At 69.6% G+C, this 14,824-nt stretch carries 17 protein-coding genes; 8 read left to right on the plus strand and 9 right to left on the minus strand.

Annotated elements, in window-relative coordinates; all coding sequences use genetic code 11:
- Together ON26_RS17370 and ON26_RS17375 are read right to left on the minus strand one after the other, a co-directional pair.
- On the minus strand, positions 1–445 hold a 445-nt coding region (locus ON26_RS17370; protein ID WP_040797230.1), incomplete at its 3' end, for a TRAM domain-containing protein.
- Between the two features lie 74 nt (positions 446–519).
- Positions 520–2,508, minus strand: coding sequence for an APC family permease (locus ON26_RS17375; RefSeq protein ID WP_040797231.1), 1,989 nt, complete (start codon positions 2,506–2,508; stop codon positions 520–522).
- 213 nt (positions 2,509–2,721) lie between these two features.
- Here ON26_RS17375 and ON26_RS17380 point away from each other — a divergent pair, with 213 nt between their 5' ends.
- Positions 2,722–3,387 (plus strand): potassium channel family protein, encoded by a 666-nt coding sequence (locus ON26_RS17380; RefSeq protein WP_040797232.1) that lies wholly within the window; start codon positions 2,722–2,724, stop codon positions 3,385–3,387.
- 2 nt (positions 3,388–3,389) lie between these two features.
- The gene (locus ON26_RS17385) at positions 3,390–4,061 is read left to right on the plus strand and encodes a potassium channel family protein (protein WP_040797233.1); all 672 of its coding nucleotides are present in this window, start codon (positions 3,390–3,392) and stop codon (positions 4,059–4,061) included.
- Positions 4,062–4,094: 33 nt separating this feature from the next.
- Here the strand turns inward: ON26_RS17385 and ON26_RS17390 are convergent, their stop codons facing one another.
- The 3 genes from ON26_RS17390 to ON26_RS17400 form a co-directional block, all read right to left on the minus strand.
- Complete coding sequence (locus ON26_RS17390) at positions 4,095–4,727, minus strand: sigma-70 family RNA polymerase sigma factor (RefSeq protein WP_051027179.1); 633 nt, start codon at positions 4,725–4,727, stop codon at positions 4,095–4,097.
- 175 nt (positions 4,728–4,902) lie between these two features.
- Positions 4,903–5,628, minus strand: coding sequence for a DUF3159 domain-containing protein (locus ON26_RS17395; RefSeq protein WP_083884163.1), 726 nt, complete (start codon positions 5,626–5,628; stop codon positions 4,903–4,905).
- Positions 5,629–5,633: 5 nt separating this feature from the next.
- Positions 5,634–6,011 carry an OB-fold nucleic acid binding domain-containing protein gene (locus tag ON26_RS17400; protein ID WP_040797234.1) on the minus strand — a complete coding sequence of 126 codons (378 nt, stop codon included), beginning with the start codon at positions 6,009–6,011 and terminating at the stop codon, positions 5,634–5,636.
- Positions 6,012–6,084: 73 nt separating this feature from the next.
- On the opposite strand from ON26_RS17400, the gene ON26_RS17405 reads away from it, so the two are divergent.
- Complete coding sequence (locus ON26_RS17405) at positions 6,085–6,861, plus strand: alpha/beta fold hydrolase (RefSeq protein ID WP_051027180.1); 777 nt, start codon at positions 6,085–6,087, stop codon at positions 6,859–6,861.
- Positions 6,862–6,917: 56 nt separating this feature from the next.
- Here ON26_RS17405 and ON26_RS17410 read toward each other — a convergent pair whose 3' ends face one another.
- A complete protein-coding gene (locus ON26_RS17410) occupies positions 6,918–7,772 on the minus strand; it encodes a DUF3710 domain-containing protein (protein WP_040797235.1) in 855 nt (284 codons plus the stop codon).
- 1 nt (position 7,773) lies between these two features.
- The gene (gene dut, locus ON26_RS17415; RefSeq protein ID WP_040797236.1) at positions 7,774–8,271 is read right to left on the minus strand and encodes a dUTP diphosphatase; all 498 of its coding nucleotides are present in this window, start codon (positions 8,269–8,271) and stop codon (positions 7,774–7,776) included.
- Between the two features lie 62 nt (positions 8,272–8,333).
- Between dut and ON26_RS17420 the strand changes: the two genes are divergently transcribed.
- Positions 8,334–8,846 (plus strand): DUF3093 domain-containing protein, encoded by a 513-nt coding sequence (locus ON26_RS17420; RefSeq protein ID WP_169333726.1) that lies wholly within the window; start codon positions 8,334–8,336, stop codon positions 8,844–8,846.
- 56 nt (positions 8,847–8,902) lie between these two features.
- Here the strand turns inward: ON26_RS17420 and ON26_RS17425 are convergent, their stop codons facing one another.
- Positions 8,903–9,205 carry a DUF4193 domain-containing protein gene (locus tag ON26_RS17425; RefSeq protein WP_040797238.1) on the minus strand — a complete coding sequence of 101 codons (303 nt, stop codon included), beginning with the start codon at positions 9,203–9,205 and terminating at the stop codon, positions 8,903–8,905.
- A 380-nt stretch (positions 9,206–9,585) separates the two neighbouring features.
- On the opposite strand from ON26_RS17425, the gene cei reads away from it, so the two are divergent.
- The gene (cei, locus tag ON26_RS17430; RefSeq protein WP_040797244.1) at positions 9,586–10,263 is read left to right on the plus strand and encodes an envelope integrity protein Cei; all 678 of its coding nucleotides are present in this window, start codon (positions 9,586–9,588) and stop codon (positions 10,261–10,263) included.
- An 87-nt stretch (positions 10,264–10,350) separates the two neighbouring features.
- On the opposite strand, the gene ON26_RS17435 is transcribed toward cei, so the two are convergent.
- Positions 10,351–11,250: an inositol monophosphatase family protein gene (locus tag ON26_RS17435; RefSeq protein ID WP_281032400.1), complete on the minus strand. Its 900-nt coding sequence runs from the start codon at positions 11,248–11,250 to the stop codon at positions 10,351–10,353.
- Positions 11,251–11,411: 161 nt separating this feature from the next.
- On the opposite strand from ON26_RS17435, the gene ppgK reads away from it, so the two are divergent.
- From ppgK to ON26_RS17450, 3 genes are all read left to right on the plus strand, one after another.
- Positions 11,412–12,170 carry a polyphosphate--glucose phosphotransferase gene (gene ppgK / locus ON26_RS17440; RefSeq protein ID WP_040797239.1) on the plus strand — a complete coding sequence of 253 codons (759 nt, stop codon included), beginning with the start codon at positions 11,412–11,414 and terminating at the stop codon, positions 12,168–12,170.
- 208 nt (positions 12,171–12,378) lie between these two features.
- Entirely contained in the window at positions 12,379–13,746 is a 1,368-nt protein-coding gene (locus ON26_RS17445) for an RNA polymerase sigma factor (RefSeq protein ID WP_040797240.1), read from the plus strand.
- A gap of 259 nt (positions 13,747–14,005) precedes the next feature.
- On the plus strand, positions 14,006–14,824 hold an 819-nt coding region (locus ON26_RS17450; protein ID WP_051027181.1), incomplete at its 3' end, for an MHYT domain-containing protein.

The raw sequence follows: 14,824 nt of genomic DNA on the forward strand, positions 1-14,824 counted from the left end.
TGCCCGCCCGGCCCGCGGCATCGACGGGCAGCCGGACCCGGGTACGCCAATTGCCGGTGGCTTCGGCGGTGCGCTCGGAGATCGGCTCCACGGTCACTTCGCGATCGAGACCGCCGATCCGGCGCAGCAGTTCGGCGACGACCGAGGCTTTGAGCGCGCGCTGGGCGGCGGGCGTCGCGTGGGCGAAATCGCAGCAGCCCGCGCCACCCGGGCCGGAGACCGGGCAGGTGCTCGGCACCCGGTCGGCGGAGGCCTCCAGGATCTCGATGGCGTCCGCCCGGCAGAAGCCGCCCCCCGCGTCCTCGGTGACCCGCGCGCGCACCAGTTCCCCCGGCAGTCCGTGCCGGACGAAGACCACCCGGCCCTCGTGCCTGCCGACGCAGAACCCGCCGTGTCCGGGCGGGCCGAGCCGGATCTCGAAGGTCTCGCCCAGCCAGTCGCTCACCTGATCACTACCGTTCGTGTCGTCCCCACCGGTCCCCGTGTCACCGCTGTCCGCCGGTCATGCTGTTCTGCCGGTCACTGCTCGTCGCCGTAGCCACGCCGGACCGACCCCGGCGCGTCGACCACCCCGGGCTGTTTGGCGGAGACCGACGAACTGAGCTGCCACGGCACGCTGGTCACCATGACGCCCGGCTCGAACAGCAGCCTGCCCTTCAGGCGTAGCGCGCTCTGATTGTGCAGAACCTGCTCCCACCACCGGCCCACCACGTATTCGGGGATGAAGACCGTCACCACGGTGCGCGGTGAATCGCGCCGCACCCGGTTGACGTAGTCGAGCACCGGCTTGGTGACCTCGCGGTAGGGCGATTCGATCACCTTGAGCGGCACCGTGATATCGCTGCGCTCCCATTCCCGCACCAGCGCCCTGGTGTCCTCGTCGTCGACATTGACGGTGATCGCCTCCAGGATGTCCGGGCGAGTGGCGCGCGCGTAGACCAGTGCCCGCCGGGTCGGCAGGTGCAGCTTGGAGACCAGCACGATCGCGTGCGACCGGCTGGGCAGCACGGGATCCCATTCGTACTCGGCGAGTTCCTGGGCGACCGCGTCGTAGTGCCTGCGGATCATCTTCATCACGACGAAGATCACCACCATCAGCAGGATCGCGATCCAGGCGCCGGCGAGGAATTTGGTGCCGATGACGATGATGAGCACCGTGCCGGTGGCGGTGAGTCCGATGGCATTGACCACCCGAGAGCGCTTCATCCTGGCGCGATGCGACGGATCGGACTCGGTACGCAGCTGTCGCGTCCAGTGCCGCAGCATGCCGGTCTGGCTCAGGACGAACGAGACGAACACGCCGACGATGTAGAGCTGGATCAGTTTGGTCACCTCGGCGCCGAAGACCACCACGAAGGCGATCGCCGCGCCGGACAGGAACAGGATGCCGTTGCTGAAGGCCAGCCGGTCGCCGCGGGTGTGCAGCTGACGCGGCAGGTAGCGGTCCTGGGCCAGGATCGCGCCGAGCACCGGGAAACCGTTGAACGCGGTGTTGGCCGCCAGCAGCAGGATCAGTGCGGTGACGAAGGTGACGAAGAAGAACCCGATCGGGAAGCCCGCGAAGACCGTGTGGGCGAGCTGGGCGACGAGCGTCTTCTGGTGGTAGTCCGCGGGGGCGCCGATCAGATGGTCGGTGTCGTGGGCGTAGACCACGCCGATCTTCTGCGCCAGCACGAGAATGCCCATCAGCATCGTGATCGCGAGCAGGCCCAGCAGCAGCAGCGTGGTCGCGGCGTTGCGGGACTTGGGTTTGCGGAAGGCGGGCACACCGTTGCTGATCGCCTCGACCCCGGTGAGCGCGGCGCATCCCGAGGAGAACGAGCGCGCGATCAGGAACGCGAAGGCCAGCCCGTAGAGGTGTTCCTCCTCGGCCTCCAAGGTGAACCCGGCGGACTCGGCGCGCAGCGGTTCGCCGAGCACATAGGTCTGGAACAGGCCCCAGCCGAGCATGACGAACATGCCGAACATGAAGGCATAGGTGGGGATCGCGAACAGGGTGCCGGATTCGCGTACGCCGCGCAGATTGAGCGCGGTCAGGATCGCGATGGCAACGACCGCGAACAGCACCTTGTGGGTGTTGACGAACGGGATCGCCGAACCGATGTTGGTGGTCGCCGACGAAATCGACACAGCCACGGTCAGCACGTAGTCGACCAGCAGCGCGCTGCCCACGGTGAGCCCCGCGTTGGGGCCCAGATTCGTGGTGGCCACCTCGTAGTCGCCGCCGCCGGAAGGGTAGGCGTGCACGTTCTGCCGGTAACTGGCGACCACGATCGCCATCACGAACGCGACCGCCAGCCCCACCCACGGCGCGTAGAGGTAGGCAGACACACCCGCGACCGACAGCATGAGGAAGATCTCCTCGGGCGCGTATGCCACCGAGGACAACGCGTCGGAGGCGAAGACAGGCAGCGCGATCCGCTTCGGCAGCAGGGTATGCCCCAGCGAGTCACTGCGGAAGGGCCTACCCAGCAGCATGCGTTTGGCTGCCGTCGTCAACTTGGACACTGGAGCGAGCATAGATCCCCGGACGGTGGATCGCGCCGGGGGTCGGCAGACTCGCCGCACACCCGGTTTGGCGCTGATCACATAGGGGAAACCGGCCCACGGGCAACCGGGCCGGGTAGGTTGTGAGCGCACCGCCGCTCGCCCGGTCCCGAGAGACCGTCCCGGGCACGCCGGGCGCGTGCGACGGTATCGGCAGGAACGAGGGGTTGTGCGGTGTTCGTAGTGGTCATGGGGTGCGGGCGGGTCGGCTCGTCATTGGCGCGCGCCCTGGTCCGGGTCGGACACGAGGTCACGGTCGTAGACCGGGATTCCAGTGCTTTCCTGCGTCTCGGCGAGGATTTCACCGGGCAGCGCGTGGTCGGCGTCGGCTTCGATCGCGACGTGCTGACCCGCGCGGGAGTCGGACGCGCCGACGCCTTCGCGGCGGTCTCCTCCGGTGACAATTCCAACATCATCTCCGCGCGGGTCGCACGCGAGACCTTCGGTGTCGAACGGGTCGTCGCCCGGATCTACGACGCCAAGCGCGCCGCGGTCTACGAGCGCCTCGGCATTCCCACCATCGCCACCGTGCCGTGGACCACCGACCGGTTCCTGCGCACGATCATCGGCGACACCGGCACCACCACCTGGCGCGAGCCCAGCGGAACGGTCGCGGTCACCCAGCTCACCCTGCACGAGGACTGGTTCGGTCGCACCGTGCAGGATCTGGAGCGCGCGGTCGGCGGGCGCGTCTCGTTCGTGCTGCGGTTCGGGCAGGCGCTGCTGCCGGAGAACAAGACCATCGTGCAGGCCGACGACGTCGTCTATGTGGCGGTGCCCTCCGCTCGGGTCGGCGAGGCCGTCGCGGTGGCAGGCGAGCCCCCGGTGAAAGAGGACTGATCATGAAGGTGGCCATCGCGGGTGCGGGCGCGGTCGGGCGCTCCATCGCCAGGGAGCTGCTGCGCGGCGGGCATCGGGTGATGCTGCTGGAACGCCAGCTCGACCACATCGACCACCAGGCCATCCCGGACGCGGTGTGGGTACACGCCGACGCGTGCGAACTCGCACTGCTCGAGGACGCCGAGCTGGAGAGCTACGAGGTGGTCATCGCGGCGACCGGCGACGACAAGGTCAATCTGGTGCACAGCCTGCTCGCCAAGACCGAGTTCGGCGTGCGCCGGGTGGTGGCGCGGGTCAACGACCCACGCAACGAGTGGCTCTTCGATTCGGCCTGGGGCGTGGACGTGGCCGTGTCCACCCCGCGGCTGCTGGCCTCGCTGGTGGAGGAAGCGGTCTCGGTCGGCGATCTGGTGCGCCTGATGACGCTGCGCCAGGGTCAGGCCAATCTGGTGGAGATCACGCTGCCCAGTGATACCGCGCTCGCGGGCAAGCCGGTACGCGCGCTGACCCTGCCGCGCGACGCCGCGCTGGTGACGATCCTGCGCGGCGGCCGGGTCATCGTGCCGGAGGCCGACGATCCGTTCGAGGGCGAGGACGAGCTGTTGTTCGTGACCTCGGTGGAAGCCGAGGAGGATCTGCGCGTGGCGCTGGCCGACCACGGCATCAGGCCGTAACACCCCGATACGCCTGCGCCCGGTCGGTCCGGCTCACGCGGCGGTCGCGAACTGGGCGCGCAGCTTGTTGAGCGCGCGATGCTGCATGACCCGCACGACGCCGGGGCTGGTGCCGATGGCCTCGGCGGTGCGGGCCGCCGACCAGCCGAGCACGATGCGCATGACCAGTACCTCGCGATGGGCCGGCGCGAGCACCTTCATCAGTTCCCTGGTGGCGGCGCGCCGCTCCAGCGCCAGCGCCCACTCCTCCGGGCCTGCCTCGGCAGTCGGGGCATCGGGCACCTCGGCCATCGGGTAGGCCGGGTGCACCTGGGAGCGGCGGAAGGCGTCGGCGACCTTGTTGGCGGCGATGCCATAGACGAAGGCCAGGAAGGACTTGCCCTGGTCCTGGTAGCGCGGCATGGCCTTGACCGTTGCCATCAGCACCTCCTGCACCACATCGTCGACGGTGACCTGCAGGTGCGCGGTGTTGCCCAGCTTGGCGCCGCAGTAGCGGCGGATCAGCGGGTGGATCGCGCGCAGGATGTCGGAGATGGCACGCTCGTCGCCCGCGGCGGCCGGGCCGATCAGTTCATCCACCTCGGCGGCCACCCGGCGGCTCTCGGTGAGCGCGGGCCCGGCGGGGGTGTGGGCGTGATTCCTGGTGCGGGTCTGCTCGACAGTCATCGGTGCGGTCCAATCTCGGGAAATCGTTCACGTTTTTCGTGTCGAGAACGATCGTCCGATGAAAGGAGCCGGGCGACCAGGTACCCCAGGGTGGGTACCTGCCCACCTCTACGGTGCTTTCACACCCACCCCGTCCGGTCGAAGACGCTGTGGCGCCCCGAACTCGGTCCCGCGACTACGCGCCGGAGCGCACCGGCAGGTGACCGGCCCGCCGCACCGCCCAGATGGTGACACCGAACGCGACCGCCGTCAGCGGCCAGCCCATGCCGATACGCGCGGCGGCCAGCCATCCCGTCTGGTCGGAGTCGTAGAGCTGGGACTGCACCAGGTACCTGGCACCGAAGACCAGCGCCCAGGTGGCGGTCGCGAGGTCGTACAGCCGCACCAGGGCGCGGTCCGAACGCCACACCGAGCCGTGGCCGTTCAGCGCGCCCCAGATCACCCCGACCAGCGGTCTGCGCACCAGGATCGACAGCACGAACCCGGCTGCGTAGACCAGGCTGGTGTAGATGCCGAACAGGAAGTAGCCCTTGGCCTCACCCATCCGCCAGGCGATGAACGCGCAGATGCCGACGCCGACGAAGCCGGAGATCGCGGGCTGGATCGGGCTACGGCGGATCAACCGCCAGACCAGGACGGCCGCGGCCGTTCCCAGCGCGGCCCAGAGTGCTGCGGTGAGCCCGAAGAAGCTGTTGACGGGGACGAAGACCACCACCGGGACCGTCGAGTAGATGATGCCGCCGAAGCCGCCCATCTGCTCGAGCAGGGTCTGCTCGGTGCGCGCGACATCCGCGACCTCGGATCGGGTGTCGGAGGAGGTCTGCCGCTCGGGTCCGGTGGCCCGGACGGGGGCGTCGGCCTGCACGCCGAAGTCGGCGCCGTTGTCGTGGCTGGATGGCATACGTGTCAGCTGTTCCCGCGCAATTCGTAGTAGGGGTTGAAGATCACCTTGCGGCCGTCGCGTTCGCCGATGCGACCACGCACCAGCAGGCGCCGTCCCGGCTCGATGCCGGGAATCCGGCGTCGGCCGATCCAGACCAGGGCGATCGCGTCGGTACCGTCGAAGAATTCGGCCTGCACACTCGCACCCGCCGACTTGGAACATGCCTCCACACTGCGGAGCCGGCCGAGCATGGTGACTTCCTCACCGCGACGGCAATCCGCCACCCGGCACGCGCCCGACGCGTCGGCTGTCTCGGCGAGTTCTTCCGCGTCGAGTTGATCGATGTCCTCGGTCAACCGGCGGCTCAAGCGACGGAAATAACCCGAGGCTGGGGATGGCATGGCAAGCACTCCTGCTCTGAGTCGTACACCGCCACTGTAGAGCCCTCGAGGCACCCCCGCTACGCTCGGCCCGGTGTTCCACTCACCACACCAGGCGGCCCCGAGACAGTCCGTTCGCCCGTCCGTGGTCGCGCTGCCGGGCACCGGCTCCGACGCCGATTTCGCCCGCCGCGCGTTCGAGCCCGCGGCCGCCGCGCACGGCCTGCGGTTCCGCGCGGTGGAGCCCGACCCGCGGGCCGTGGTGGCGAGCTACCGCGCGGCGCTCGACGAGGCGGCCACGGACGGCCCGGTCCTCGTCGCCGGGATTTCGCTGGGTGCCGCCGTTGCCGTCGAATGGGCTGCCGAGCGAAGCGGATCCGAGTCCGTCGCCGGGGTGGTGGCTGCGCTGCCCGCGTGGACCGGACCCGACTCGGCGCGATGCCCGGCGGCGCTGTCCGCGGCGTACACGGCGGCGAGCCTGCGTACCGACGGACTCGAGGCCGTGCTCGAGCAGATGCGTGCGAGCAGCCCCGGCTGGCTGGCTGCGGCGCTGACGCAATCGTGGCGTTCGCAGTGGCCGCTGCTGCCCGATGCCCTCACAGAGGCGGCGGCTTATGCCTGGCCCGACGCGGAGCGGCTCGCGGCGGTGGGCGTCGCGGTCGCGGTGGTCGCCACGACCGACGATCCGGTCCATCCGCTGGCCGTGGGTGAGCGCTGGGCGGAGCTGATCCCCGGCGCGACGCTGGATCGCCTCACCCTCGACGAGCTGGGCGCCGATCCGGGGGTGCTCGGCGAGCTGGGATTCGCCGCCCTGGCGCGGCGCCGGGCCGAGCCCGAGGCGGGAGGAGTCCGGCTTCGCACGCTCCACTGAAAGAGAAACGCTCCGACGCGGATCGCGCCGGAGCGGTCGTGTTCGGGGCCGACGGTTCAGTTCAGGCCGAGCTGCTGCATGGCCGAGCCGCCGGTTCCACGACGGGGTTCCTGCGGCACCGGCTGCGGGGTCGGCACCGGCTGCGGCTGCGGGGCCGCCTGCTGCTGCTGGGCCTGGACCTGGGCCTGATGCGCGGCGGCGAGCTGTTCGGCCAGCTGCGCGGGCAGCACCACGGGCAGCGGATCGCGCACCGGTAGCGGATCGGTGCCGCGACGTACCACGGTCTCGGACATGATCGCCCGGGCGGCGGCGACCAGGGGCAGGCCGTCCGCGGCTGCGCCCGACGGGCCGGCGGCAACCAGCCGCACCATCCAGCGATAGCCGTCGACACCGATGAACCGCAGGTCCGCGGTGGCGGTCGCGGCGTGCAACTCCCGGCCCCACGGACCGGTCTCCACGGAGACCTGTGCGCCGTCCTTGCGCAGCGATTCGGCCAGATCGGCGGCCACGGTGCGCCACTGACCGGGCGACTTCGGCGCTGCATAGGCCGCGACGGTGATGCGACCGTGCTCGGTGGCCAGGTGCACCGCCTGGGGCGCACCGTCGGGCGTCATCTCCACCTGGAGCTGACCGCCGGGGGGTACCGGCAGGATCACCGAGCCGAGGTCGAGGCGTTGATCGGTGACGTTCTCCAGCAGTTCGGCGACATCGTCGTAGTCGTAGGGGCCGGTCCGCTGTTCCGACATGCTCGCAGGCGCGGGGGCGTCGTAGCCCTCGTCGTAGTCGTCGTAATCCGCGTCGTCATAGCCCTGCGCGTAACCGGACTCGTAATCGTCGTACGCCTCGTCGCCGTATTCGTCGCCGGCGCCGGTTCTGTCGCTGCCACGCTTCTTCTTACCGAAAAGTCCCATGTCACCCCTCCTGGCCGGCCCGCGCCACGTGCTGCGCGCCCGGTGTCAAGCTCGCATGACCACCGCTGGAGCCGTAGCCACCGGCGCCACGTGTCGTGTCGTCGAGCTCGTCGACCTCGATGAAATCCACCAATTCCACGCGCTGCACGAGCAGCTGCGCGATCCGGTCGCCCCGGCGCAGCTCGATCGGCTCGCGCGGATCGTGGTTGATCAGGCAGACCTTGATCTCGCCGCGATAGCCGGCGTCGACGGTGCCCGGCGTGTTCACCACCGACAGGCCGGTCTTGGCGGCCAGCCCGGAACGCGGATGGATCAGCCCCACCGTGCCGACCGGCAGGGCGACAGCGATGCCGGTGCCCACCAGCACGCGTTCACCCGGCGCCAGCACGACGTCCTGGGTGGTGCACAGGTCCACCCCGGCGTCGCCGGGATGGGCGCGGGCAGGTACCGGGATTCCCGGGTCCAGTCGCCGCAGCGGTATCGCTGAAAGTGCGCTCACATCGGACGAGCCTACGCGCACCTGAGCGGCGCGCCGCCGTGACGGTGACTTACTGTGGAAATGTGTCGGACCAGCCCAACCCGTCGACGACCGAGCCTCGCGACAGCACCGTGACCGCCTACCGTGAGCGTCTCTGGGTGCCCTGGTGGTGGTGGCCGATCGGCTTCGGCGTCACCGCCCTGCTGGCGGCCGAGATCCAGATGGCCATGGGCGGCTCCTACGGCTGGGTGCCCTATGTCTGCCTGTTCCCGGTGCCGGTGTGGGTCCTGTTCTGGCTGAGCAGGCACAAGGTACAGGTGGCCCCCGACGCGTCCGGTACACCGGAACTGCACGTCGGTCCGGCTCACCTGCCGGTGAACTTCGTCTCGCGCGCCGCCGTGGTGGCACCCACCGCCAAGAGCGCGGCGCTCGGCCGTCAGCTCGACCCGGCCGCCTACGTCCAGCACCGCCCCTGGGTGGGGCCCATGGTGCTGCTCGTACTCGACGATCCGGACGATCCGACGCCCTACTGGCTGGTCAGCACGCGCGAACCCGAACAGGTTCTGGCCGCGCTCGGCCTACCGAGCGCGGGGTGAGAATCTCCCGCTCGGCCCGACCGGGAGGCCGGCCGAACTGTCGATGACGCCGACGCTCAGGCGGCGCAATCCATGCAGATCAGCTGGCCGCCCGCCTCGCTCGCCAACCTGCTCCGGTGGTGCACCAGGAAGCAGCTGGAACAGGTGAACTCGTCGGCCTGTTTGGGCACCACCCGGACCGAAAGCACTTCCTCGGACAGGTCCGCGCCGGGAAGCTCGAACGACTCCGCGGTATCGGATTCGTCGATATCCACGACGGCGGACTGCGCCTCGTTGCGACGAGCCTTCAGCTCCTCCAGCGAATCCTCCGACACATCGTCGGATTCGGTACGCCTCGGTGCGTCATAGTCGGTTGCCATGTCGTCTTCCCCTCGTCCTTACTCCGTATATCCCGGACCGGCAGCGCCCACGCGGCGATTCCCATCGGGAACCGCATGGACCCGAACCGCCCCGCCGGTGGTGCACATCACACGTGCTCCGCCTCGCGCATCAGGACGGACCCCACGGGTCCATACCCGATTGCGCTCGGTAAACGCAGGACATGCCCTACTTGTTCCCGCGACCGACCACCGAATTCTCCGCCGATGATTCGATCTGGGCCGCCAGACAATAGCGGACCCACCGAGAAAAGTCGCAATCAAAACACACCGGTGGCGAAACCGATCGGGAATCGACACCGACCGGCCGACGCTTCGAGACCAAGCGCCGCGACGGGTCACAGTTTTCGTAGAGTGTGCTGGTGGTTTCACTGATCACCGAAGGCAGCGCGACCGATCCCCAGGGTCGCCTCTATCCTCGGCGTCGCCCGCGCGCGTGGCTCATCATGCTCGGCGTTCTCGCACTGATCTGCTCGATCGTCTGGATCAAGGCGCTGACCACCGAGAACACCGACACCACGGCGATGGCGTGCAATTCGCCGAGCCCGGCGACGGAGCCGGGCGCCGAGCCCGCTCCCGCGCTGGGGCAGCGGGTGGGCGCCTCCTGGCTGCGCGATGTCGATCCCGCGGCGCTGGCCGAGTCCAGGGTGCGTGTGCTCAATGCCAACAACCAGCGCGGCCAGGCCGCGCACGTGGCCTCCCGCCTCGGTGATCTGGGTTTCGCGAGCACCCCGGACACCCAATACGGTAACGATCCGATCTATACCAACGGCGATCTCGAATGCACCGGTCAGATCCGCTTCGGCGTGAACGGCAGGCCGGCCGCCGCATCGGTCCAACTGGTCGCGCCGTGCGCCGAACTGATCGAGGACCAGCGCGAGGACGACACCGTCGACCTGGTGCTCGGCTCGCTCTTCCGCGACGTACAGCCGAACACCGACGCCGAAGAAGTACTGCGCGCACTGAAGAACCCGGCCCCCGGCGACAGCCCGAAGATCGACATCGATCTGCTGGCGGCGGCGCGCACCGCACACTGCTGAGCCCGCGCTCCTACCGACCCCTCTGCCACCGAGGCCGCGCTCCGATCGGAGCGCGGCCTCGGCGTCTGTTCCCGTGCTCGGGCCGGTCTAGCGGTCCGGAATCGGCTGCGTCGCGCCCGCCGCGTCCAGCATCGCCACGAGTTCGGTGGCGATTCCGGGAGCCGCGGCGACCACCAGATCACCCTGCGTGCCGGTGTGCGAGGCGGGCGGCAGGGTGAGCAGCGCACCCGCTTCCGCGGCGATCAGGGCACCGGCGCCCCAGTCCCACGGGTTGAGGCCGTGCTCGTAGTAGGCGTCCACCCGGCCGGCGGCCACATGGCACAGGTCGAGGGCGGCCGCGCCGAACCGGCGGATGTCGCGAACCTGCGGCAGTACCCGGGCGACGATCTCGGCCTGGCGGGTACGGCGGCCGCGGCCGTAGGCGAATCCGGTCGCGACCAGCGTCAGTTCCAGCTCGCCTGCCTGTGAGCAGGCCAGCTGCTCGACCGTCCCGTCGGCGGCGGTGGCGGTCGCGCCCGCGCCGAGACCGGCGCTGTAGGTGACGGCGTGCGCCACGTCGACCACCGCGCCCGCCAGCGATCGGCCGCCGCGCATGGCCGCCACCGAGACGGCATAGCCGGGCACGCCGTAGAGGAAATTGACCGTCCCGTCGATCGGATCGACCACCCAGGCCACCGCGTCCTCGTCGCCGAGGCTGCCACCACCCTCCTCGCCGAGGATCGCCTCGCCGGGACGCCACCGAGCGAGCAGGTCGCGGATCAGTTGCTCGGACTCGGTGTCGACCACCGTCACCGGATCGGTCGCGTGACTCTTGGTTCGCACCGAGTCCGAGCGCTCGCCGGTCCCCGGTCCGAAGACCTCCGGGCGGCGGGCACGCACGTGCGCGGCGGCCCGTTCGGCGAGCGCGACGGCCGTGCGGCGCAGGTCCGCGACGGTATCGGGCGATTCGGCGACGACTTCGGCTGCTGATCGTGTGGAGTGCGGCACGCCTCCATCGCTACCACAGATCCGGACGCGAGGGGCGGCGCGTGACCCACCGCAGGGCGGGCGGGAACGCGCGTTGCCCCGTGCGATAGGACACTCGGCGCCGGGATCGGACATAATCGCCTGTCATCACAAAGGTCGGCTACGCAGAGCGAGGGGTTGTCATGTCCGCTCGGGGGCACGCATTCGGTATCGATATCGGCGGCAGTGGCGTGAAGGGCGCCGCGGTCGACCTGGCCACCGGCGAATTGGTCCACGAGCGGATCAAGATCGCCACGCCGCGCCCGTCGACTCCCGAGGCCGTCGCGGCCACCACCGCCCGACTGGTTGCCGAGGCCGGCTGGGACGGCCCGGTGGGCATCACGATGCCTTCGGTGGTGCTGGCCGGCATCACCCGCACCGCCGCCAACATCGACAAGAGCTGGATCGGAACCGACGCGCGGGCACTGTTCTCCACCGCGCTCGGCGGTCGCGAGGTCACCGTGCTCAACGACGCGGACGCGGCCGGGCTGGCCGAGGACCGCTACGGCGCGGCGGCGGAGTACAGCGGTCTGGTGCTGCTGCTGACCTTCGGTACCGGCATCGGCTCGGCCCTGCTCTACAACGGCACCCTGGTGCCCAACTCCGAGCTGGGCCATCTCGAGATCGGCGGCATGGAGGCCGAGCACCGAGCCGCCGCCTCGGTGAAGGACCGGCTCGGTCTCGGCTACGAGCAGTGGGCCGTGGAGGTATCCACCGTGCTCTCCGGTCTCGAGGATCTGTTCTGGCCGAACGTGATCGTCGCCGGCGGCGGCATCAGCCGGGACGCCGATCGCTGGATTCCGTTGCTCACCAACCGGACTCCGGTGGTCGCGGCGCGCCTGCGCAACACCGCGGGAATCGTGGGCGCGGCGATGGCCGTGGAGACACACCTGGTCCCGTGACCTGCGCGCGCCGAACGAACCCGGCCAGGGACCGGCGCGCGGGAAGGCGGCATCGTGCCATGAGTACCCTGGTCGGATAGTTACAATGGAACACGCCCGGCGGAGAGCCGGAGCCCGACCGGCCCTCCGCCGGTGAAACCCGACAGACCGCTCCGCCGGAACACAACTCTGGCGTGACGCCGCACGAGACCGTCACGAAAGGGCGTACGTGGTAGCCACGACCCGTCAGACCGCCGGTTCGGCCGACGCCGACTCCGAAGAACCCACCGCAGCTCGGCCGGTCCGTAAGGCTGCCGCCAAGAAGGCACCGGCCAAGAAGGCCGCTGCCAAGAAGGCGCCCGCCAAGAAGGCCACCAAGGCCGCTGCCAAGAAGGCACCTGCGAAGAAGGCCACCACCAAGAAGGCCGGCCCCGACGGTGAGCCCGGGGTCGACGAGCCGATCGACGACGAGGCCATCGACCTCGAAGATCTCGACGACATCGAGGTGGACGAGACCGACCTCGCCGAGGACGGCGAGCTGGTCGAGGCCACCGACGACGCGGCCGAGGAAGAAGCCGACGAGCCCACCGCCGCCGACAAGGCGTCCGGCGACTTCGTCTGGGACGAGGAGGAATCCGAGGCCCTGCGCCAGGCTCGCAAGGATGCGGAGCTCACCGCCTCGGCCGACTCGGTGCGCGCCTACCTCAAGCAGATCGGCAAGGTCGCGCTGCTCAACGCCGAGGAGGAGGTCGAGCTCGCCAAGCGGATCGAGGCCGGCCTGTACGCGGCGGAGAAGATGCGCGAGTTCGCCGAGACCGGCGAGAAGCTGCCGGTCGCGATGCGCCGCGACTTCAACTGGATCGTGCGCGACGGCAACCGGGCCAAGAACCATCTGCTCGAGGCCAACCTGCGCCTGGTGGTCTCACTCGCCAAGCGCTACACCGGCCGCGGCATGGCGTTCCTCGACCTCATCCAGGAGGGCAACCTCGGTCTGATCCGCGCGGTGGAGAAGTTCGACTACACCAAGGGCTACAAGTTCTCGACGTACGCCACCTGGTGGATCCGGCAGGCGATCACCCGCGCGATGGCCGACCAGGCTCGCACCATCCGCATCCCGGTGCACATGGTCGAGGTCATCAACAAGCTCGGTCGCATCCAGCGCGAGCTGCTCCAGGATCTCGGCCGTGAGCCGACCCCGGAGGAGCTGGCCAAGGAAATGGACATCACCCCGGAGAAGGTTCTCGAGATCCAGCAGTACGCCCGCGAGCCCATCTCGCTGGATCAGACCATCGGCGACGAGGGCGACAGCCAGCTCGGCGATTTCATCGAGGATTCCGAGGCTGTCGTCGCGGTCGACGCGGTGAGCTTCACCCTGCTGCAGGATCAGCTGCAGTCGGTGCTGGAGACGCTGTCCGAGCGCGAGGCCGGCGTGGTGCGACTGCGTTTCGGCCTCACCGACGGTCAGCCGCGCACACTGGACGAGATCGGTCAGGTCTACGGCGTGACCCGCGAGCGCATCCGGCAGATCGAGTCCAAGACGATGAGCAAGCTGCGCCACCCGAGCCGCTCCCAGGTGCTGCGCGACTACCTGGACTAGCACCCCGCGACAGGCGACGCCCGGCGGTAACCACCGCCGGGCGTCGTCGTCTCTCGATGCCCGTCTCCGGGGGCTCGGCGCAGCAGGCCGCCGTAGCGGGAGCACGCGAGCCGTGAACCGACGAACTCGCGTTTCAAACGTGATCGAGACCACTTCTCGGCGCCGCACTTTCGCTGCCCCGTCCACGTCTGCCTGACGTACAGTCTGTCGCAATCATTCGTCATCGCCGGGGGTCTCGGCCCGGCTCTGGGGTTTACAAGTGCTCGACATTCACCACTTCAGTTACGGCTGGTTGACGCCCCTGCTGGCCTATGTCATGTCCTTCACCGGGTCGTTGCTGGGACTGCAGTGCGCCATGCGCGCGCGCTCGGGCACGAGCAAGCCGGTATGGCTGACCCTGTCCGCGCTGTCCATCGGCGGAGCAGGTATCTGGGTCATGCACTTCATCGCCATGCTCGGCTTCTCGGTGCATGGTGCCGAAGTCCGTTACGACGTGCCGATCACCGTGCTCAGCGCGGTGTGCGCGATCGCGCTCAGCGGGCTCGGGCTGTTCCTGGTGGTGCGCCCGCGCCCCTCGGTGACAGTGGTGGTCGCGGGCGGCGCGGTGACCGGATCGGGCATCGCCGCGATGCATTACGCCGGGATGGCCGCGTTGCGCACCAATGCGACGATCGAGTACCAGCCGGTATGGGTGGTGTTGTCGGTGCTGGTCGCCGTCGCGGCGGCGATCGGCGCGCTGTGGTTCGCGGTGCGGGTCCGGGGAATGCTGAGCACCGTCGGCGCGGCGGCGATCATGGCGCTGGCCACCTCGGGCATGCACTACATCGGCATGGCGGGCGTCGAAGCGCAGGCCGGACACCGGCACGGTCCGCCCGAGGGGTCGGGCGCCATGCAGTTGCTCGTGCCGTTGATCGTCGGCATCAGCATCGTCACCATGCTGCTGCTCATCGCTGTCAGCCTGACCTCGATCGAGCGTGCCGTCGACCTGCCGCCACCGCGACCCGTCCAGGTACGGCCGGCCGCGGACGATTTCGCCACCGGGCCGCTGCCGGTCGTCCGGGGAGGCGGGCCCGCGGCG

Origin of the sequence: Nocardia higoensis NBRC 100133 (assembly GCF_000308595.1) — a bacterium.
Classification (GTDB): Bacteria; Actinomycetota; Actinomycetes; order Mycobacteriales; family Mycobacteriaceae; genus Nocardia; species Nocardia higoensis.